Origin of the sequence: Streptomyces sp. NBC_01276 (genome assembly GCF_041435355.1) — a bacterium.
GTDB lineage: Bacteria > Actinomycetota > Actinomycetes > Streptomycetales > Streptomycetaceae > Streptomyces.
This window is the reverse complement of the sequence record NZ_CP108442.1, coordinates 1,149,318-1,167,838: the sequence shown is the minus strand read 5'-3', so window position 1 is coordinate 1,167,838 and position 18,521 is coordinate 1,149,318. Positions and strand designations below refer to the sequence as shown.

Below are 18,521 nucleotides of genomic sequence, written 5' to 3'. Positions count from 1 at the left end.
CCCCACCGCCCGCCAGGGCCACCGCACCACGGGGGAGGACGCATGAGCACGGCCGACCAGAGCGCGCGGCGGGACGCCGGCCAGGACGCCGGCCGGCACGCCGTCGTCGTCGGCGGCGGACTCGCCGGAGTCACCGCCGCGCTCCGGCTCGCCGACGCCGGACTGCGGGTCACCCTGCTCGAAAGCCGCCCCAGGCTCGGCGGCCTCGCGTTCTCCTTCAAGCGCGGCGAGCTGACCGTCGACAACGGCCAGCACGTCTACCTCCGCTGCTGCACGGCCTACCGGTGGTTCCTGGAGCGCATCGGCGGCGCGGACCTCGCCCCGGTCCAGGACCGGCTCGACGTCCCCGTCCTCGACGTCGCCCACCCCCGGGGACCCCGCCTGGGCCGGCTGCGCCGCAGCGCCCTGCCCGTCCCCCTGCACCTGGCAGCCTCCCTGGCCACCTACCCGCACCTCTCGCTCGCCGAGCGGGCGGCCGTGGGACGCGCCGCCCTCGCCCTGCGCCGCCTCGACCCGGCCGACCCGGCGCTCGACGGCCTGGACTTCGCCACCTGGCTCGCCCGCTACGGCCAGTCCCCGCGCACCGTCGAGGCCCTCTGGGACCTCGTCGGCATCGCCACCCTCAACGCCACCGCCGACCAGTCCTCGCTGGGCCTGGCCGCCATGGTCTTCAAGACCGGCCTGCTCTCCGAGAACGGCGCCGCCGACATCGGCTGGGCCCGCGTCCCGCTCGGCGACCTCCACGACACCCTCGCCCGCAAGGCCCTCGACGCCGCCGACGTGCGCACCGAACTGCGCACCCGGGTCACCTGCGTCTCCCGTACGGACGACGGGAACTGGCGGGTCGACACCGAGGAGGAGTCCCTCGCGGCGGGCACCGTCGTCCTGGCCGTCCCGCAGCGCGAGGCCCACGGGCTGCTGCCGCCGGGGGCGCTGGCCGACCCGGACAAGCTCCTCGACATCGGCACCGCGCCCATCCTCAACGTCCACGTCGTCTACGACCGCAAGGTGCTCAGGCAGCCCTTCTTCGCGGCCCTGGGCTCCCCCGTCCAGTGGGTCTTCGACCGCACCGACGCCTCCGGCCTCACCGACGGCGGCCAGTACCTGGCCCTGTCCCAGTCGGCGGCCCAGGACGACATCGACGAACCGGTGTCCGTCCTGCGCGCCAAGTACCTGCCGGAGCTGGAGCGGCTGCTGCCCGCCGCCCGCGGCGCGAAGGTGCGCGACTTCTTCGTCACCCGGGAACGCACCGCCACCTTCGCCCCGAGTCCGGGCGTCGGCCGGCTGCGCCCCGGCAACCGGACCGACACGCCGGGCCTCTACCTCGCCGGTGCGTGGACCGCCACCGGCTGGCCCGCGACCATGGAGAGCGCGGTCCGCAGCGGCACCGGTGCGGCACGGGAGGCACTCAGCGCCCTGGGCCGCCCCGCCGGACGTCCTCCGTGGGAGGCGGCATGACGACCACGACCACCAGCACAACCGGCACAGCACGTACAGGAACCAGAGGAGAGCCAGTGAACCCGGGGAACCCGGCTGTCGAGAACACGGCTGCCAGTGTGGGCACGGCCGGCGGGGAGCAGGCGGACACGCTCGCCCTCCTGGAACGCGGCCGCACGCTGTCGACCCCCGTGCTCCGCGCCGCCGTAGACCGGCTCGCGGCGCCCATGGACACGGTCGCCGCCTACCACTTCGGCTGGATCGACGCCCAGGGCAACCCGGCGGACGGCGACGGGGGCAAGGCCGTCCGGCCCGCCCTCGCCCTGCTCTCCGCCGAAGCCGCCGGTGCCTCCGCGGAGGTCGGCATCCCGGGCGCCGTCGCCGTGGAGCTCGTCCACAACTTCTCGCTGCTGCACGACGACCTGATGGACGGCGACGAACAGCGCCGCCACCGCGACACGGTCTGGAAGGTCCACGGACCGGCGCTGGCGATCCTCGTCGGCGACGCCCTCTTCGCCCTCGCCAACGAGGTCCTGCTGGAGCTGGGCACCGTCGAGGCGGGCCGCGCGGCCCGCCGTCTGACCACCGCCAGCCGCAAGCTCATCGACGGCCAGGCCCAGGACATCTCCTACGAGCACCGCGAGAGCGTCAGCGTCGAGGAGTGCCTGGAGATGGAGGGCAACAAGACGGGCGCCCTGCTCGCCTGCGCGGTCTCCATCGGCGCCGTCCTGGGCGGCGCCGACGACCGCACCGCCGACAAGCTGGAGGAGTACGGCTACCACCTCGGCCTCGCCTTCCAGGCCGTCGACGACCTCCTCGGCATCTGGGGCGACCCGGACGCCACCGGCAAGCAGACCTGGAGCGACCTGCGCCAGCGCAAGAAGTCCCTGCCCGTGGTCGCCGCCCTCGCGGCCGGCGGACCCGCCTGCGAGGAACTCGCGCAGCTGCTCGCCGCCGACGCCAAGAGCAACGACTTCGAGAACTTCTCCGAGGAGGAGTTCGCCCACCGCGCCGCGCTCATCGAGGCGGCGGGCGGCCGCCAGTGGACCGCCGACGAGGCCCGGCGCCAGCACGCGGTGGCGATCCGCGCCCTGGACGACGTGAACATGCCGCAGCGGGTACGGGACCAGCTCGTCGCCCTCGCCGACTTCGTCGTCGTGCGCAAGAGGTGATCGCCACCCGGCAGCGGATATGAAGCGCGAGTCGCCGGCCGGCGCCGCCACCTGCTAGAGCGCACCGGCCGACGGCAGACCCCAGCACAGCAGAGGACACTGTTCTAAGGGGAAGCCATGACAGCGACGACCGACGGCGCCGGTGCGATGGCCCGCGGTGCGGATCCGGAACACGAGGGCGGGACGGCCGCGACGGCCGCCCCGCCGCCCGCCGCGCCGGCGGGCGCGCCCGCGGGGCCGCCCGGAGCCCGGGGCGGGCCCGGCGGCCCGCCGCGCGGTGTCCAGGAGGCCACCGACAAGGCCGTCCGCGCGCTGCTGGAGCGCCAGGACCCGGCCGGGTGGTGGAAGGGCGACCTGGAGACCAACGTCACCATGGACGCCGAGGACCTGCTGCTGCGGCAGTTCCTCGGCATCCGGGACGAGGCCACCACGCGCGCCGCCGCCCTCTTCATCCGGGGTGAACAGCGAGAGGACGGGACGTGGGCCACCTTCCACGGCGGGCCGCCCGAACTCTCCGCCACCATCGAGGCGTACGTCGCCCTGCGCCTCGCCGGGGACGACCCCGGAGCCCCGCACATGGCCCGCGCCTCGGCCTGGATCCGGGCCCGCGGGGGGATCGCCGCCGCCCGGGTGTTCACCCGGATCTGGCTCGCCCTGTTCGGCTGGTGGAACTGGGACCACCTGCCCGAACTCCCGCCCGAGCTGGTCTTCCTGCCCTCCTGGGCGCCCCTGAACATCTACGACTTCGGCTGCTGGGCCCGCCAGACCATCGTCCCGCTCACCGTCGTCTCGGCCCTGCGGCCCGTCCGCCCGGCCCCCTTCGCGCTCGACGAGCTGCACACCGACGCGCGCACCCCCTTCCCGGCCAGGCCGACCGCTCCGCTGGCCACCTGGGAAGGGGCCTTCCAGCGGATGGACAAGGCCCTGCACGTCTACCGGCGGTTCGCCCCGGGCCGGCTGCGCAAGGCCGCCATGACGGCCGCCGGCCGCTGGATCGTCGAGCGCCAGGAGAACGACGGCTGCTGGGGCGGGATCCAGCCACCCGCGGTGTACTCCGTCATCGCCCTGCACCTGCTCGGCTACGACCTGGGGCACCCGGTGATGCGGGCGGGACTGGAGTCCCTCGACCGGTTCGCGGTCTGGCGCGAGGACGGCGCCCGGATGATCGAGGCCTGCCAGTCCCCGGTGTGGGACACCTGCCTCGCCGCGATCGCCCTCGCCGACGCCGGGGTGCGCCCCGACCACCCCGCCCTGGTCAAGGCCGCCGACTGGATGCTCGGCGAGGAGATCCGGCGCAGCGGCGACTGGGCCGTGCGCCGCCCCGGGCTCGAACCGGGCGGCTGGGCCTTCGAGTTCCACAACGACAACTACCCGGACATCGACGACACCGCCGAGGTCGTCCTGGCCCTGCGCCGCATCCACCACCCCGAACCGGCGAAGGTCGAGGCCGCCATCGCCCGCGGGGTGTCCTGGAACCTCGGCATGCAGTCGAAGAACGGCGCCTGGGGCGCCTTCGACGCCGACAACACCAGCCCCTTCCCCAACCGGCTGCCCTTCTGCGACTTCGGCGAGGTCATCGACCCGCCCTCGGCCGACGTCACCGCCCACGTCGTCGAGATGCTCGCCTTCGAGGGCAAGGCCGCCGACCCCCGCACCCGACGCGGCATCGCCTGGCTGCTCGCCGAACAGGAGCCGGACGGCGCCTGGTTCGGGCGCTGGGGCACCAACTACGTCTACGGGACGGGCTCGGTGGTCCCGGCCCTCACCGCCGCCGGCATCGCCCCCTCGCACCCCGCGGTCCGGCGGGCCGTGCGCTGGCTGGAATCCGTACAGAACGAGGACGGCGGCTGGGGCGAGGATCAGCGCTCCTACCAGGACCGGTCATGGGCCGGCAAGGGCGCCTCCACCGCCTCCCAGACCGCCTGGGCGCTGATGGCGCTGCTGTCGGCGGGGGAGCGCGACGGCGGTGCCGTCGAGCGGGGACTGGCGTACCTGGTCGGGACCCAGCGCCCGGACGGGACCTGGGACGAGCCGTACTTCACCGGCACCGGCTTCCCCTGGGACTTCTCCATCAACTACCACCTCTACCGGCAGGTGTTCCCGCTCACCGCGCTGGGCCGCTACCTCCACGGAGAACCGTTCGGCCCGGACGGTCCGCGCACGGCCGGGGCCCACCGGCCGGCCGGAGGGTCCTGATGGCCGCCGGAGCGCCTCCGCCCCGGCCCCCGCTGCTGATCGCCTGCGCCCTGCGCATCGAGCAGGCGGCCCTGCGCAGCGCGGGCCGCGGCGGCGCACCGGACGGGGCGCTGCTGCGCACCGGCATGGGCCCGCGCGCGGCCGAGCGCGCCCTCACCCGCGCCCTGGGGCGGCCGGGCATGGAGCGGGCCGCCGTCCTGGCGACCGGCTTCTGCGCCGGCCTCGTCCCCGGGATGCACCCCGGCGACCTGGTCGTCGCCGAGGAGACCCGGGACCCGCGCGGGGCGGTCGCCTGCACTGGCGCCGCCCTCCTCGCCGAGGCACTGGCCCGGGCGGTGCCCGGCCGGACCGTACACCTCGGCGTACTGACCGGATCCGACCACGTCGTCCGCGGGCAGGAGCGCGCGCAGTTGCGCGCCACCGGCGCCATCGCGGTCGACATGGAGTCCGCGGCTACCCTGTGGACCGCACACGGGGGCGCCGACCGTCCCCTTGCGGCCGTCCGGGTGATCGTGGACGCTCCGGAGCACGAGCTCGTCCGTATCGGCACGGTGCGCGGTGGAATATCGGCCTTCCGCGTGCTGCGTGCCGTACGGCCCGCGTTCCATGACTGGCACCGTTCGTTGCTGCTCCCCAGGAGGTGAGCCAGATGGCCATGCCGTTGCGACAGTCCATCAGGGTCGGGACCTATCTTCTCGAACAGAAGCTCCGCAAGCGCGAGAAGTTCCCGCTGATCGTCGAGCTGGAGCCGCTCTACGCGTGCAACCTGGCCTGCGAGGGCTGCGGGAAGATCCAGCATCCGGCGGGGGTGCTCAAGCAGCGCATGCCGGTCGCCCAGGCGGTCGGCGCCGTCCTGGAGTCCGGCGCCCCGATGGTGTCCATCGCGGGCGGCGAGCCCCTGATGCACCCGCAGATCGACGAGATCGTGCGCCAGCTGGTGGCCAGGCGGAAGTACGTCTTCCTCTGCACCAACGCGATGCTGCTCCGCAAGAAGATCGAGAAGTTCACCCCCTCCCCGTATTTCGCCTTCGCCGTCCACATCGACGGACTGCGCGAACGCCACGACGAATCCGTGGCCAAGGAAGGCGTTTTCGACGAAGCCGTGGCGGCCATCAAGGAGGCCAAGCGCCGCGGATTCCGGGTGACCACCAACTCCACCTTCTTCAACACCGACACACCCCAGACGATCATCGAGGTGCTGAACTACCTCAACGACGACCTCCAGGTCGACGAAATGATGATCTCGCCCGCCTATGCCTACGAAAAGGCCCCCGACCAGGAACACTTCCTGGGTGTCGAACAGACCCGGGAACTCTTCAAGAAGGCGTTCGCCGGAGGCAACCGGCTGCGCTGGCGGCTCAACCACTCCCCGCTCTTCCTCGACTTCCTCGAAGGCAAGGCGGATTTCCCCTGCACCGCCTGGGCCATTCCGAATTACTCCCTCTTCGGCTGGCAGCGGCCCTGCTACCTGATGAGCGACGGCTACGTGCCCACGTACCGGGAGCTGATCGAGGACACCGACTGGAGCAAGTACGGCCGCGGCAAGGACCCGCGCTGCGCGAACTGCATGGCGCACTGCGGCTACGAGCCCACCGCCGTCCTCGCCACGATGGGATCCCTCAAGGAGTCCCTGCGCGCGGCCCGGGAGACGATCGGCGGCAACCGGGCGGGCTCGGCATGACGTCCGCGCCCGGAGGGGGCGGGGGCTTCGACCTCGCCGCGCTGCTGGCCGAGCGCGGCGGGGAGCGGTACGAGCTGCACACCCGCCACCTCAACCACCAGCTGCCCCGGATGCTGCGCACCATCGGCTTCGACAAGGTCTACGTACGGGCCGAGGGCGCCCACTTCTGGGACGACGAGGGCAACGACTACCTCGACATGCTGGCCGGGTTCGGCGTGATGGGCCTGGGCCGGCACCACCCCGTCGTGCGCCGGGCCCTGCACGACGTGCTGGACGCCCAGCTCGCCGACCTGACCCGCTTCGACTGCCAGCCGCTGCCCGGACTGCTGGCCGAGAAGCTCCTCGGGCACAGCCCCCACCTGGACCGGGTCTTCTTCGGGAACAGCGGCACCGAGGCCGTCGAGACCGCCCTGAAGTTCGCCCGCTACGCCACCGGCCGGCCCAGGATCCTCTACTGCGACCACGCCTTCCACGGGCTCACCACGGGCTCGCTGTCGGTCAACGGGGAGGGCGGCTTCCGCGACGGTTTCGCGCCGCTGCTGCCCGATACGAAGATCGCGATGGGGGACCTGGACGCCCTGGAGGCGGAGCTCCGGCGCGGGGACGTCGCCGCCCTGATCGTCGAGCCGGTCCAGGGCAAGGGCGTGCTCGCGGCCCCGCCCGGGTACCTGCGCGCCGCGCAGGAACTGCTGCACCGCCACAAGGCGCTGCTCATCGCGGACGAGGTCCAGACCGGGCTCGGCCGGACGGGCGATTTCTACGCGTACCAGCACGAGCCGGGCGTGGAACCGGACCTGGTGTGCGTGGCCAAGGCCCTCTCCGGCGGCTACGTCCCCGTCGGGGCGACCCTCGGCAAGGACTGGATCTTCCAGAAGGTCTACTCCTCCATGGACCGGGTGCTGGTGCACTCCGCCAGCTTCGGCTCCAACGCGCAGGCGATGGCGGCCGGGCTGGCGGTCCTCGCGGTGATGGAGGACGAGCAGGTGGTGGCCAACGCCCGCGCCATGGGCGACCTGCTGCGCGGGCGGCTCGCGGCGCTGGTGGACGAGTACGAGCTGCTGCACGAGGTGCGGGGGCGCGGCCTGATGATCGGCATCGAGTTCGGCCGGCCGTCCTCCCTGGGGCTGCGCAGCCGCTGGGCCGTGCTCCAGGCGGCCCGCAAGGGCCTGTTCGCGCAGATGGTGGTGGTGCCCCTGCTGAACCGGCACCGGATCCTGACCCAGGTCTCCGGCGACCACCTGGAGGTCATCAAGCTCATCCCGCCGCTGATCGTGGACGAAGGGGACGTGGACCGGTTCGTCGGGGCGTTCCGTGAGGTCATGGACGAAGCGCACGGCGGGGGCGGCCTGATGTGGGACTTCGGCAGGACCCTGGTCAAGCAGGCGGTCGGCAACCGCTGAGGGCGCGGCGGGGGGCCGTGCGGGGACCCCGTACGGGCCCCCCGCGCGGCCCGTACGCCCCCCGCCCCCGTGCGCCCCCGCCGCGGCCCCCGCCGGGCCTCAGCCGGGCCTCAGCCGACGAGGAGCCGGTCGCGCAGCCGGTCCAGCGTGGCGGGCGCGAGGCCGAGTCCCTCGGCGAGGTAGGCCTCCACCCCGCCCCACTGGCCGTCGATGGTGTCGAACGCCGCGAGCAGGTACTCGGCGCGCGCTTCGAAGAGCGGGGCCAGCAGCTCCATGACCTCGGGGGAGCGGGCCTCGGGCGCGTCGCTGCCGCGCCGGACGCGGTAGCGGTTGTGCGGGGCGTTGGACTCCAGGTAGTCGGCCACGATCGCCTCGCGCCCGACGCCCAGGGCGAGCAGGGTGACGGCGATCGACAGTCCCGCGCGGTCCTTGCCCGCGGCGCAGTGCATCAGCGCCGGGACGCTGTCCTCGGCGAGCGCGTGCACCACCCGGCTGTGCTCGGCGGTGCGGGTGCGGATGATCGTCCGGTACGAGTCCCTCATGCGGGTGGCCGCCTTGCCGTCGCCCAGGACGGTGCGGAGCCGGGCGAGGTCCCCGTCGCGGACCATCTTCCAGAACTCCCGTCCGTCGGCTGGATCCGACAGCGGGATGTTCACGTTGCGCACGCCCGCCAGCTCGACGTCCGGGCCCTCCAGGGCCTGGTCGGCTCCGTTGCGGAAGTCGAAGACGGTGTGGAGTCCGAGCGATTCGAGGAATTCCGTATCGGTTTCGGTCGCATGTGCGAGATGTCCGCTTCGGAACAGTCGTCCCGGCCTGACCCTCCGTCCGTCGGCGGTCGACAGGCCGCCCACGTCACGGAAATTGCGCACCCCGGAGAGGGCGGGCTCCGGCTCCGGGCCGCTCGGCGGGGGCTGGGGTATCTGCTGGGTCACGTGCGTTCCTCCGCGTGTCCTGCGTGTCCGAATTGCTCTGGTTGGGAACAACTTGCCATACGTGGAGGCGAGATCGCGCCAGGCCCCGTGAGCCAGATCATACGGTGACCGTCCGTGCCTGATCGCGAAATCCGAATTCCCTTGCCAGGGCGGCTGTTGTCGCACGGGAATGGACGGAGGGTGACGGGAATTCCGTTGATCCTTCATGCCTGCTATTCCGTCAGGGAATTCACGGCTTGTTGTGCGCACTCCCGCTGGATTACCTTCGCGATCGATCCGGGTGGACCGCCTCATCCTGCCGCCGCCCGGGAACCGCACCCGACCATCGACGCGCGCGGCAGGAGCGGGGGAACCAGGTAAGTCGCCGTTCCGGATCACTTCCGGGCAGCTCGGGGTGAAGTCGTACGCGTGTTCCACGGGTGCGGCCGGACATCTCCAGTCCGAACCCGACAGCTCACCTCGCAGGCGCCGGAGAGGAATTCGCCATGCCCGCAAAGGGTAAGCACCGCCGTCCGAAGTCCCGTTCCATATCCCGCGGTCTCGCCGTGGCCGGCACCGGTGGCGCCGCCCTCGCGCTGCCGCTGACGGTCGCCGCCGGTGCCCACGCCGCCACCCCGGCCGCGACGCCCGCGCAGGTGCCCCAGGCCCTCCGGGCCCCCGTCTCCGCTCCGGCCTCCGCTCCGGTCTCCGCCCCCTCCGCCGCCCCGGCCGTCTACACCGTCGTGCCGGGCGACTACCTGTCGAAGATCGCCGCCGAGCGTCACCTCCAGGGCGGCTGGGAGCGGCTCTACGCGGACAACCGCGAGGCCGTCGGCGCGAACCCCTCCCTCATCCACCCGGGCCTCAAGCTGACCCTGGACGGCCACGCCGGGACCCCCGCGCCGAAGGCTCCTGAGGCCGCGGCCGAGGAATCCTCCAGCGGGACTCAGGCGGCCGACGAGGCCCCCTCCGCCGCCGGCGCGACCGGCGGGGACACCGCCGACGCGACCCCCGCACCGCGGTCCGGCACCTCGCGCGGACCGGCGGCCAAGACCCCCGCCCAGAGCCCGGCGCCTTCCGCGCCCGCGGCCGCGGCCGGTTCCGCGGCCCCCGCGAACGGCTCCGGTTTCGTCGCCCCGGTCGACGGCGGCACCTCCACGCCGTACCACCAGAGCGGCACCATGTGGTCCTCCGGCTACCACACCGGCGTCGACTTCGTCGCGAGCACCGGCACCACCGTCAGGGCGGTGGGCGCGGGCACCGTGGTTTCCGCAGGTTGGGGAGGTGCGTACGGCAACGAGGTGGTCATCCGCCACGCCGACGGCAAGTACTCCCAGTACGGCCACCTCTCCCAGCTGTCCGTCTCGGTGGGCCAGAGCGTCACCGCCGGACAGCGCATCGGCCTCTCCGGCGCCACCGGCAACGTGACCGGCCCGCACCTCCACTTCGAGATCCGCACCGGCCCGTCCTACGGCTCGGACATCGACCCGCTGGCCTACCTCCGCTCCAAGGGCGTGAACGTCTGACGGGAGCCGCGGCAGCGGCACGGACGCGCGTGGGGCCGGGACCTGAGGGGGGTCCCGGCCCCACGTGTACTTATTCCTTATCCCCCGCGTGGTATAGATCACGGTCCGTCAACCCCTCATTACGTTGGCGTAGGTTGGTGACGGGGGTGAAGGATGTCGTCCCGTGGCAGCGACGAAGACGACACTCAAGACCATCGGCTCGTACGCGGCGATCGGGGACAGCTTCACCGAAGGCGTGGGGGACCCGGGACCCGGGGATTCGTATCTCGGCTGGGCGGACCGGCTCGCCGTCCTGTTGGCCGATCAGCGCGACGAGCACGACTTCCGGTACGCGAACCTCGCGGTGCGGGGCAAGCTCCTCGACCAGATCGTGGCCGAACAGGTGCCCAGAGCCAAGGACCTCGCTCCGGACCTGGTCACCTTCTGCGCGGGCGGCAACGACATCATCCGGCCGGGCAGTGACCCGGACGACGTGGCGGAGCGGTTCGAGGCGGCGGTGGCCGACCTCACCGGGGCCGTCGGCCTCGTCATGATCACCACCGGCTTCGACACCCGGGGCGTCCCCGTCCTCAAGCACCTGCGGGGCAAGGTCGCGACGTACAGCGCGCACGTACGCGCCATCGCCGACCGCTACGACTGCCCGGTCCTCGACCTCTGGTCGCTGAAGTCGGTGCAGGACCGCCGGGCCTGGGACGGCGACCGGCTGCACCTCTCGCCCGAGGGCCACACCCGTGTCGCGCTCCGCGCCGCACAGGTCCTCGGCTACGAGATCCCCGCCGACCCGGACCAGCCGTGGCCGCCCACCCCGCCGCGCGGGTCGGTGGACGTCACCCGGGACAACATCCAGTGGGCGCGCGAGCACCTCGTGCCCTGGATCGGCCGCCGGCTGCGCGGGGAGTCCTCCGGCGACCACGTCGAGGCCAAGCGGCCGGACCTGCTGCCGCTCTAGGGCCGGTCGCCGCTTTGACCGACGGGGCCCGGCGGGCTCCCCCGCCGGGGAAGGGCCGCCCGGGGCGCCCGCCGGGAGACCGGCGCCGGAGGCCGGCACGGGAGACCGGCGCCGGAGGCCCGCGCGGGCGCCGGGGGGAGGCCGGCCGGGAGATCCGGCCGACACGCGGGCCGTACGCGGAATCCTCGGGGGCCGGTGCGCGTTGGGATGGTCGTAGTCGTACGACCGTCCCACCGTCCTGCACCTTTCCCAGGAGGCGCCTTGACCGGCTCCCTTCCCCTGCGTCCCCGGCTGCGCGCCCTGCGGCCCGAAGCCTTCGGCGCGGACCCCTCCGGCGCACGGCTGGAGCGGATCCTGCGCTCGCCGAACTTCGCCGACGGCGTCTTCCAGAACCCCGTGGGCGCACGGACCAGGCCCTCCGGGTCGATGGTCGAGTTCGCCAAGATCTACTTCCACAAGGAGCAGCGGGTACGGCGCAACCCGGGCGCCCCCGTCCCGGTGTACCCCACCACCCTCGCCGAGCTGGCGAAACCGCCGGTCAGCGGGCTGCGCCTGACCTGGATGGGGCATTCCAGCGTGCTCGCCGAGATCGACGGGCGCAGGGTGCTCTTCGACCCGGTCTGGGGCGAGCGCTGCTCCCCCTTCCCCTTCGCCGGACCCAAGCGGCTGCACCCGGTCCCCGTGCCGCTGGCCTCCCTCGGCGAGGTCGACGTCGTGGTGATCTCCCACGACCACTACGACCACCTCGACCTGCCCACCATCAAGGCACTGGCCGGCACGGACACCGTCTTCGCCGTCCCGCTCGGCGTCGGCGCGCACCTGGAGCGCTGGGGCGTGGCACCGGACCGGCTGCGCGAGCTCGACTGGAACGAGACGACCGAGGTCGCCGGGCTCTCCCTCACGGCCACCCCGGCCCGCCACTTCTGCGGTCGCGGGCTGCGCAACCAGCAGTTCACCCTCTGGGCTTCCTGGGTCGTGACGGGCGGGGAACACCGGATCTTCCACAGCGGGGACACCGGCTACTTCCCCGGTTTCGGGGAGATCGGCGCCGCGCACGGCCCCTTCGACGCGACGATGATCCAGATCGGCGCCTACTCCGAGTACTGGCCGGACATCCACATGACCCCCGCGGAGGGGATCCGGGCCCACCTCGACCTCCAGGGCGGACTCCCGCACGGGACGATGCTGCCGATCCACTGGGGCACCTTCAACCTGGCCCCGCACCCGTGGGACGAGCCCGGCGAGGGGACCGTCGCCGCCGCGGAGGCGGCCGGGGCGGCCGTCGCCCTGCCGATCCCGGGCCAGCCCTTCGAACCGGGTGCGGCCGACGCCCCGGACCAGGCCTGGTGGCGCCCCTTCGTGGCCGCGCCCCCGGCCCCGGTGACGGCCACCCCCGTACGGGCGCGGCCCGCGGAGGCCCCCGTCGCCCCGGCACCGGCCGGACAGGGCGAGCCGGAGGCCGTGGGGTCGTAACGGACGGTGGGGCCCGGGGGCCCGGTGGGACGCCCGTGCCCCCGGGTTCGTGGGGAGCGCGGGCCGGGCGGCGTACGCCCCCCGGCCGAGCCGGGGTACGCGCTCCCGGCGCATTCGGGCTCCCGTACGAGCGCTCCGTCGGGAGCGGGAAGCAGCCCGCCGAAGTTCCCCAACCGGGCGTCAGGGGCGGGAGCGTGCGGTCTAGCGTGGGTATCCGGTGATCAATACCGGGCCCGGGACCGCCGGTGGCCGGGCCCCACGTACCGAGGACGCCGATGTCCGGATTCCGCGCCGCCCGCCACGCCCCGTCGAGACACGCCGTCACCGGACCCGGCCGGCAGATACGCCCCCAGCTGCTGCGCGCCGCCGTACTGCCCACGCTCGCCGCCGGGCTCAGCGGCACCGCCGCGGTCATCTTCACCCTCCAGCTCGGCGGGGGCGCCGGGGAGCGCGACGCCCGGCTGTGGCCCGTTCTCACGGGCTGCGCCCTGCTCGTCGTCGGCGCCCTCGCCTGCGCCCTGCTCGGGGCGCAGCGGGCGGCCAAGGCCGTGGGCGACCGCTGCGAGGCCCTGCGCCGCTCCAGCGTGCGGGGCCGCCAGGAGCTGCGGACGGCCGCCGAGCGGCTGGAGCGGGGGGAGAGTCCGGGACGGCCCGTGCGCGGGGGGCCGAACGGTCCGCCGCCGGCCGCCGATCCGGCCGGGGTGGACGAGTTCTGGCTGCTCGCGCAGGAGCTGCGCGGCGCCCGCGAACAGGCGCACGCGACCCTGGTGCGGCTCGCCGTCCCGGCCGCCCCGAGCGACAGCGACCGCAAGGTGGAGGTCTTCGTCAACCTCGCGCGCCGGCTTCAGTCGCTCGTGCACCGCGAGATCTCCCTCCTCGACGAGCTGGAGGACACGGTCGAGGACCCCGACCTGCTCAGGGAGCTCTTCCACGTCGACCACCTCGCCACCCGGATCCGTCGGCACGCCGAGAACCTCGCCGTGCTCGGCGGGGCCGCCTCGCGGCGCCAGTGGACCCGGCCGATCGACCTGAGCGAGGTGCTGCGTTCCTCGGTGGCCGAGGTCGAGCAGTACACGCGGGTCAAGGTGGTGCCGCCGGCGGGCGGCACGGTGCGCGGACACGCCGTCGCCGACGTGGTGCACCTGCTGGCCGAACTCGTCGAGAACGCCACGGTGTTCTCCGCCCCCGACACCGACGTCGTGGTGCGGGCGGAGCGGGTCACCGCCGGGATCGCGGTCGAGGTCGAGGACCGCGGACTGGGCATGCCCGCCGGGGAGCAGCACCGCATGAACGCCCTGCTGGGGGACCCCGACCAGGTCAGCGTGCGGCACCTGCTGGCCGACGGGCGGATCGGGCTGTTCGTGGTCTCGGCGCTGGCCCGCCGCCACGGCATCGCCGTCGAGCTGAAGTCCAACATCTACGGCGGGGTGCTCGCCGTACTGGTGCTGCCCCAGGGGCTGCTGGGCGCGGACGCGCCGAGCGGTGCCGACGCGCTGGACGGGTCGAGGGCCACCTCCTGGGGGACCGGCGAGGGCGGCGCGGTGCCTCCGCTGGAACCCGTACGCGTGCGCGTGCCGGGCTCCCGGCAGGAGCGGGGGCCCGAGCCGGAGGGGGATCCCGAGCCGGAGCGGGGGCCCGGCGGGTGGTGGGCGCAGGCGACGCCCTCCGTGCCGGAGCACCCCGCGGGCGGGCCGGTGCCCGCTTCCGTACCGCCGCCCCCCGGCGCGGCCGTCACCCCCGACGCGCCCGCCCCGGCCGGAGCGGCGGAGCCCGCGCCGGTACCCGTACCCGTACGGCTGTCGCCCGCGGTGCCGTCGGAGGCCGGGAACGCGGTCGTACCGGCCCCGGCCGTGTCGCCCGCACCGGCACCCCGGCCGCAGCCGGCCGCCCCCGCCCCCGCCGAGGCGGAGCGGCCGGCGCTGCCCCGGCGCCGTGCCCAGCACCACCTCGCGCCCCAGCTGCGCGGGACCCCCGTCCCGCGCCGGGCACCCGAAACCGAGCAACCCGTGCACGACCCCGGCCTGATGGCGGCCTTCCAGCGCGGCTTCGGCCTCGCCCAGTCGGAGCAGCAGGCATGAACCGGGCCCCCGGCCCGGACCCTCACCCCAGCAAGGAGCACACCCCCATGGCCGGAGAAGCGGCGACGAAGACAGGCAGCCTCGCGGACCTCGACTGGCTGCTCGGCGGCCTGGTCCAACGCGTGCCGTACACGCGCAGCGCGGTCCTGCTCACCGCGGACGGGCTCGTCACCTGCGTACACGGACTGGACCCGGACAGCGCCGACCACATGGCCGCCCTGGCCTCCGGGCTGTACTCGCTGGGGCGCAGCGCCGGATCCCGGTTCGGGGACGGGGCCGAGGTCCGGCAGGTGGTGGTCGAGCTGGACACGGCACTGGTGTTCGTCTCGGCGGCCGGGTCCGGGACCTGCCTGGCGGTGCTCGCGGACCGGGAGGCGGACGCGGGCGTCCTCGGCTACGAGATGGCGATGCTGGTCAAGAGCGTCCGCCCGTACCTGGCGGCCCCGCCGCGCCGGCCCGCGCACGCCGTCGACGCGGAGCGATGAGGGTCTGGGCACGGGGGGAACGGGGATCCGGTGCGGCGCGCGACACGCCGTGGCTGGACGATTCGGCGGGCCGGGTGATGCGCCCGTACACCGCCAGCGGCGGGCGCACCCGGGCGGCCGTCCACCTCGACCTGCTGTCGCTGGTGACCGCGACCGGGGTCCGTCCGCGCGTTCCGCTCGGCGCCGAGCACACCCTCGCGCTGCGGATCTGCGCGGGCGCGGCCGGGGTGACCGTCGCCGAGGTGGCCGGGCAGCTGCGGCTCCCGGTGGTGGTGGTGAAGGTGCTGCTGTCCGATCTGACGCAGCACGGGGCCGTCTCGGTGCGGGCGCCCCGGTTCCCCGGCGGGGATTCCTTCGCCGACGACGACCAGACCCTGCTCCGGGCGGTGCTCGATGGCCTACGCCGGCGACTGTGACGCCCCCGCCCCGCCCGCGACCCTGAAGATCCTGGTCGCGGGCGGGTTCGGGGCGGGGAAGACCACCTTCGTGGGCGCGGTCAGCGAGATCGAGCCGCTGTGCACGGAGGAGGTGCTGAGCGGGGTGGGCGAGGGCAGCGACCCGCTCGACGGGGTGGAGGCGAAGGCGACGACGACGGTCGCGCTGGACTTCGGCCGGCTCACCCTCGACGACCGGCACGTCCTGTACCTGTTCGGCACGCCGGGGCAGCAGCGCTTCTGGTTCCTGTGGGAGGAGCTGTGCGCGGGCGCCCTGGGGGCCGTGGTGCTGGCCGACACCCGCCGGCTCGACGACTGCTTCCCCGCCGTGGACTTCTTCGAGCGGCGGGGGATCGCCTTCGTCGTCGCCGTCAACGAGTTCGACGACGCCCACCGCTACACCGCCGAGGAGGTCCGCGAGGCGGTCGGACTCGGCCCCCGGGTTCCCGTCGTCCGGTGCGACGCGCGACTGAGGGGTTCCGGTACGGGGACCCTCGCGGCCCTCGTCCACCATCTGCTGTCCACAGCGAAGCAAGCCCACTCGGATCCGGGGGAACCGCCATGACCTACTACGAATCGACCGGCCACCTGCTCCTCACCCCGGTGGACCGGGAGGCACCCGCACGCGCCGTCCGGCTGCGCGAACTGGGCCTGGGGGAGCGGGTGGACGCGGAACTCGACGCCTTCGCGACGCGGGTCGCCCGGACCCTGCGGACCCCGTACGCCGGTGTCAACTTCGTCGGGGAGGAACGGCAGTTCTTCGCAGGGCTGCACCACCGCCCGGACGCCGCGCAGGCCGGATACCCGGCGCGGGTGCTGCCCCGGGACCACGGCTACTGCCCGCACGTGGTGGTGCGGCGCCGCGCATTGGTGCTCCAGGACGTACGGGACTTCGCGCGCTTCGCGGGCAACGCGGTCGTGGACGAGAGCGGGGTGCGCTCGTACGCGGGGGCTCCCCTCACCGACCGGCGCGGCGTCGTCCTGGGCACGGTGTGTGCGGTGGACGTGGTGCCGCGGCGCTGGGGGACGGAGGGCCTGACGACGGTCAAGGCGCTCGCCGCCGACCTGGTGGAGCTGATCCACGCGCGGGAGGACCGGGGCCGCTGACGGCGCCGGGCCGGGCGGGGGTGCGTGACGGCCCCCCGCCCGGGGCCGTTCCGGGGCGGTCAGCCCAGGAAGCCGCTGATCCGCTGCCGCAGCGAGGCCGCGTCCAGGCCGTGGGCGGCGGTGTGCTCCTCCATCGTGCCGTAGCGGCGCAGCTCGGCCCGGCCCACCCCGAGCGGCAGGATCCGGTGCGGTACGTCCATCAGGGCCTGCCCGGCGGCCGCCGCGGAGGTTCCGGCCAGGTAGGGCTCGACCAGGACCACCTCCGGCGCGGCCCGGCCCGCGGCGGCGCGCAGGGCCGCGTCGTCGAAGGGGCGCACGGTGGCCGCGTAGAGCACGGTGACGTCGAGGCCCTCGGTGGCGGCGAGGACCTCGTCGAGCAGCGGGCCGACGGCGAGGACCACACCCGCGCTCCCCGTCCGTACGGTCTGGAAGCGCAGGTCGCCGACGGGGCGCGGGGCGGAGTTCGACTGCGCGGTGAGCCGGACGTACACCTTGTCGTCCCCGGCGGCGTAGGCGTGGCGCAGCAGCTCCTCCGCCTCGTCGGGGTGGCCGGGCGTGTGGACCGTCCAGCCGTCCAGGGTGTCCAGCAGCGCCACGTCACCCGGCGCCATGTGGGTGAACCCGCCGGCCGGCCAGTCGTAGCTGGCGGCCGCGCTGACCAGGACCCCGCCCGTGCCCTGGTGCCCGAAGTCCAGCTTGACCTGCTCGAAGGGCCGCTCGACCAGGAAGCTGGCGAAGGTGTGGAGCACGGGCCGCAGCCCCGTGAGGGCCAGGCCGCCGCCCACGCCGACGAGCAGCTGCTCGCGGATCCCGACGTTGATCACCCGGTCCGGGTGGCGCTGCTGGGCGGGCCGGAACCCGTCCATGGTGATCTCCGCGAGCACGACCGCCAGCCGGTGGTCCTCGTCGAGCAGCTTCGACGTGACCGACACGAACCGGTCCCGCATGGTGTCCATGACCTGCCCCCTCAGAACTTCTTCTCGACACGGGCGACGACGGCGTGCGGCCGGCCCGGATGCGGCGCGGTGCAGGCGACGTGCAGCGCCTCGTGGTCGCGCCCGTCCACGGTGACCGCCGACCAGCCGGCCGCCTCGAAGCGGGAGGCGATCCCGCCGCGCCAGCCGTGGGTCGCGGAGTCGTTGTCGATCACCAGGGTGTGCAGCCGCTCCAGTCCGGCCGGGCCGGCGTAGGCGATGGCCTCGTGGTTGCTGCCCTCGTCGAGCTCCGCGTCCCCGATCAGCACCCACACGGCCGGGTCGTCCAGCCCCTGGGCGCGCAGCCCGAGCGCGGTGCCGACCGCGAGCGGCAGCCCGTGCCCGAGCGAGCCGCTGCCGATCTCCACGCCGGGGACGAGGGTGCGGTCGGGGTGGTGGCCGAGGGGGGAGTCGTAGGAACCGAATCCGGCCAGCCACTCGACGGGGAAGAACCCCTTCGCGGCGAGCACGGCGTAGTAGGCCATGGGCCCGTGCCCCTTGGAGAGCAGGAACCGGTCCCTCTCGGCGGCCCCGGCACTCCCGGGCCCGACGCGCAACACCCGGTCGTAGAGCACCCACAGCGCGTCGAGCGTGGAGGTGGCGGCGGGCCCGTGCTTCTCCGCCCCTGTCATGAGCGCGATGAGCCGGCCCAGATCCTCATGGCGGAACCCGGTGTCCGCGATTGCCTGTGTCATGCA

17 protein-coding genes and 1 riboswitch are annotated in these 18,521 nt (G+C 74.1%); of the genes, 14 read left to right on the top strand and 3 right to left on the bottom strand.

The window, feature by feature from the left end; all coding sequences use genetic code 11:
- The first annotated feature begins 42 nt into the window (after window positions 1-42).
- The 6 genes from hpnE (at window position 43) to OG295_RS04810 (ending at window position 7,886) form a co-directional block, all read left to right on the top strand.
- Complete coding sequence (gene hpnE / locus OG295_RS04835) at window positions 43-1,458, top strand: hydroxysqualene dehydroxylase HpnE (RefSeq protein ID WP_371675714.1); 1,416 nt, start codon at window positions 43-45, stop codon at window positions 1,456-1,458.
- 56 nt (window positions 1,459-1,514) lie between these two features.
- On the top strand, window positions 1,515-2,609 hold the full coding sequence (locus OG295_RS04830; RefSeq protein ID WP_371675713.1) for a polyprenyl synthetase family protein: 1,095 nt from the start codon (window positions 1,515-1,517) through the stop codon (window positions 2,607-2,609).
- Between the two features lie 117 nt (window positions 2,610-2,726).
- A complete protein-coding gene (gene shc / locus OG295_RS04825) occupies window positions 2,727-4,805 on the top strand; it encodes a squalene--hopene cyclase (protein ID WP_371675712.1) in 2,079 nt (692 codons plus the stop codon).
- On the top strand, window positions 4,805-5,449 hold the full coding sequence (locus tag OG295_RS04820; protein ID WP_371675711.1) for a 1-hydroxy-2-methyl-2-butenyl 4-diphosphate reductase: 645 nt from the start codon (window positions 4,805-4,807) through the stop codon (window positions 5,447-5,449). Before shc ends, OG295_RS04820 begins: the two co-directional genes overlap by 1 nt.
- 5 nt (window positions 5,450-5,454) lie before the next feature.
- Window positions 5,455-6,486 carry an adenosyl-hopene transferase HpnH gene (hpnH, locus tag OG295_RS04815; RefSeq protein ID WP_030224715.1) on the top strand — a complete coding sequence of 344 codons (1,032 nt, stop codon included), beginning with the start codon at window positions 5,455-5,457 and terminating at the stop codon, window positions 6,484-6,486.
- On the top strand, window positions 6,483-7,886 hold the full coding sequence (locus OG295_RS04810; RefSeq protein ID WP_371675710.1) for an aspartate aminotransferase family protein: 1,404 nt from the start codon (window positions 6,483-6,485) through the stop codon (window positions 7,884-7,886). Before hpnH ends, OG295_RS04810 begins: the two co-directional genes overlap by 4 nt.
- Before the next feature lie 110 nt (window positions 7,887-7,996).
- Here OG295_RS04810 and OG295_RS04805 read toward each other — a convergent pair whose 3' ends face one another.
- Window positions 7,997-8,818 carry a tyrosine-protein phosphatase gene (locus OG295_RS04805; protein ID WP_371675709.1) on the bottom strand — a complete coding sequence of 274 codons (822 nt, stop codon included), beginning with the start codon at window positions 8,816-8,818 and terminating at the stop codon, window positions 7,997-7,999.
- A gap of 316 nt (window positions 8,819-9,134) precedes the next feature.
- A riboswitch (cyclic di-AMP (ydaO/yuaA leader) is annotated at window positions 9,135-9,299 on the top strand.
- Window positions 9,300-9,303: 4 nt separating this feature from the next.
- Between OG295_RS04805 and OG295_RS04800 the strand changes: the two genes are divergently transcribed.
- The 8 genes from OG295_RS04800 (at window position 9,304) to OG295_RS04765 (ending at window position 16,849) form a co-directional block, all read left to right on the top strand.
- Complete coding sequence (locus OG295_RS04800) at window positions 9,304-10,323, top strand: peptidoglycan DD-metalloendopeptidase family protein (protein ID WP_371675708.1); 1,020 nt, start codon at window positions 9,304-9,306, stop codon at window positions 10,321-10,323.
- A gap of 163 nt (window positions 10,324-10,486) precedes the next feature.
- Window positions 10,487-11,272: an SGNH/GDSL hydrolase family protein gene (locus OG295_RS04795; protein WP_371675707.1), complete on the top strand. Its 786-nt coding sequence runs from the start codon at window positions 10,487-10,489 to the stop codon at window positions 11,270-11,272.
- Between the two features lie 261 nt (window positions 11,273-11,533).
- On the top strand, window positions 11,534-12,745 hold the full coding sequence (locus tag OG295_RS04790; RefSeq protein ID WP_371675706.1) for an MBL fold metallo-hydrolase: 1,212 nt from the start codon (window positions 11,534-11,536) through the stop codon (window positions 12,743-12,745).
- 275 nt (window positions 12,746-13,020) lie between these two features.
- On the top strand, window positions 13,021-14,823 hold the full coding sequence (locus tag OG295_RS04785; RefSeq protein ID WP_371675705.1) for a sensor histidine kinase: 1,803 nt from the start codon (window positions 13,021-13,023) through the stop codon (window positions 14,821-14,823).
- Between the two features lie 47 nt (window positions 14,824-14,870).
- Window positions 14,871-15,308 carry a roadblock/LC7 domain-containing protein gene (locus OG295_RS04780; protein ID WP_371675704.1) on the top strand — a complete coding sequence of 146 codons (438 nt, stop codon included), beginning with the start codon at window positions 14,871-14,873 and terminating at the stop codon, window positions 15,306-15,308.
- The gene (locus tag OG295_RS04775) at window positions 15,305-15,724 is read left to right on the top strand and encodes a DUF742 domain-containing protein (RefSeq protein WP_371675703.1); all 420 of its coding nucleotides are present in this window, start codon (window positions 15,305-15,307) and stop codon (window positions 15,722-15,724) included. The genes OG295_RS04780 and OG295_RS04775 overlap by 4 nt, the downstream gene beginning before the upstream one ends.
- Window positions 15,702-16,307, top strand: coding sequence for an ATP/GTP-binding protein (locus OG295_RS04770; protein WP_266843863.1), 606 nt, complete (start codon window positions 15,702-15,704; stop codon window positions 16,305-16,307). Before OG295_RS04775 ends, OG295_RS04770 begins: the two co-directional genes overlap by 23 nt.
- Complete coding sequence (locus OG295_RS04765) at window positions 16,304-16,849, top strand: GAF domain-containing protein (RefSeq protein WP_371675702.1); 546 nt, start codon at window positions 16,304-16,306, stop codon at window positions 16,847-16,849. Before OG295_RS04770 ends, OG295_RS04765 begins: the two co-directional genes overlap by 4 nt.
- A gap of 59 nt (window positions 16,850-16,908) precedes the next feature.
- Here OG295_RS04765 and OG295_RS04760 read toward each other — a convergent pair whose 3' ends face one another.
- Together OG295_RS04760 and OG295_RS04755 are read right to left on the bottom strand one after the other, a co-directional pair.
- The gene (locus OG295_RS04760) at window positions 16,909-17,805 is read right to left on the bottom strand and encodes a transketolase family protein (protein WP_371675701.1); all 897 of its coding nucleotides are present in this window, start codon (window positions 17,803-17,805) and stop codon (window positions 16,909-16,911) included.
- A gap of 11 nt (window positions 17,806-17,816) precedes the next feature.
- Complete coding sequence (locus OG295_RS04755; RefSeq protein WP_371675700.1) at window positions 17,817-18,518, bottom strand: transketolase; 702 nt, start codon at window positions 18,516-18,518, stop codon at window positions 17,817-17,819.
- Between the last annotated feature and the right edge of the window lie 3 nt (window positions 18,519-18,521).

Coding starts and splice junctions, on each gene's coding strand:
- hpnE (WP_371675714.1), top strand. CDS start 43: ATGAGCACGGCCGACCAGAGCGCGCGGCGGGACGCCGGCCAGGACGCC.
- shc (WP_371675712.1), top strand. CDS start 2,727: ATGACAGCGACGACCGACGGCGCCGGTGCGATGGCCCGCGGTGCGGAT.
- OG295_RS04820 (WP_371675711.1), top strand. CDS start 4,805: ATGGCCGCCGGAGCGCCTCCGCCCCGGCCCCCGCTGCTGATCGCCTGC.
- hpnH (WP_030224715.1), top strand. CDS start 5,455: ATGGCCATGCCGTTGCGACAGTCCATCAGGGTCGGGACCTATCTTCTC.
- OG295_RS04810 (WP_371675710.1), top strand. CDS start 6,483: ATGACGTCCGCGCCCGGAGGGGGCGGGGGCTTCGACCTCGCCGCGCTG.
- OG295_RS04800 (WP_371675708.1), top strand. CDS start 9,304: ATGCCCGCAAAGGGTAAGCACCGCCGTCCGAAGTCCCGTTCCATATCC.
- OG295_RS04785 (WP_371675705.1), top strand. CDS start 13,021: ATGTCCGGATTCCGCGCCGCCCGCCACGCCCCGTCGAGACACGCCGTC.
- OG295_RS04780 (WP_371675704.1), top strand. CDS start 14,871: ATGGCCGGAGAAGCGGCGACGAAGACAGGCAGCCTCGCGGACCTCGAC.
- OG295_RS04775 (WP_371675703.1), top strand. CDS start 15,305: ATGAGGGTCTGGGCACGGGGGGAACGGGGATCCGGTGCGGCGCGCGAC.
- OG295_RS04770 (WP_266843863.1), top strand. CDS start 15,702: ATGGCCTACGCCGGCGACTGTGACGCCCCCGCCCCGCCCGCGACCCTG.
- OG295_RS04765 (WP_371675702.1), top strand. CDS start 16,304: ATGACCTACTACGAATCGACCGGCCACCTGCTCCTCACCCCGGTGGAC.
- OG295_RS04760 (WP_371675701.1), bottom strand. CDS start 17,805: ATGGACACCATGCGGGACCGGTTCGTGTCGGTCACGTCGAAGCTGCTC.
- OG295_RS04755 (WP_371675700.1), bottom strand. CDS start 18,518: ATGACACAGGCAATCGCGGACACCGGGTTCCGCCATGAGGATCTGGGC.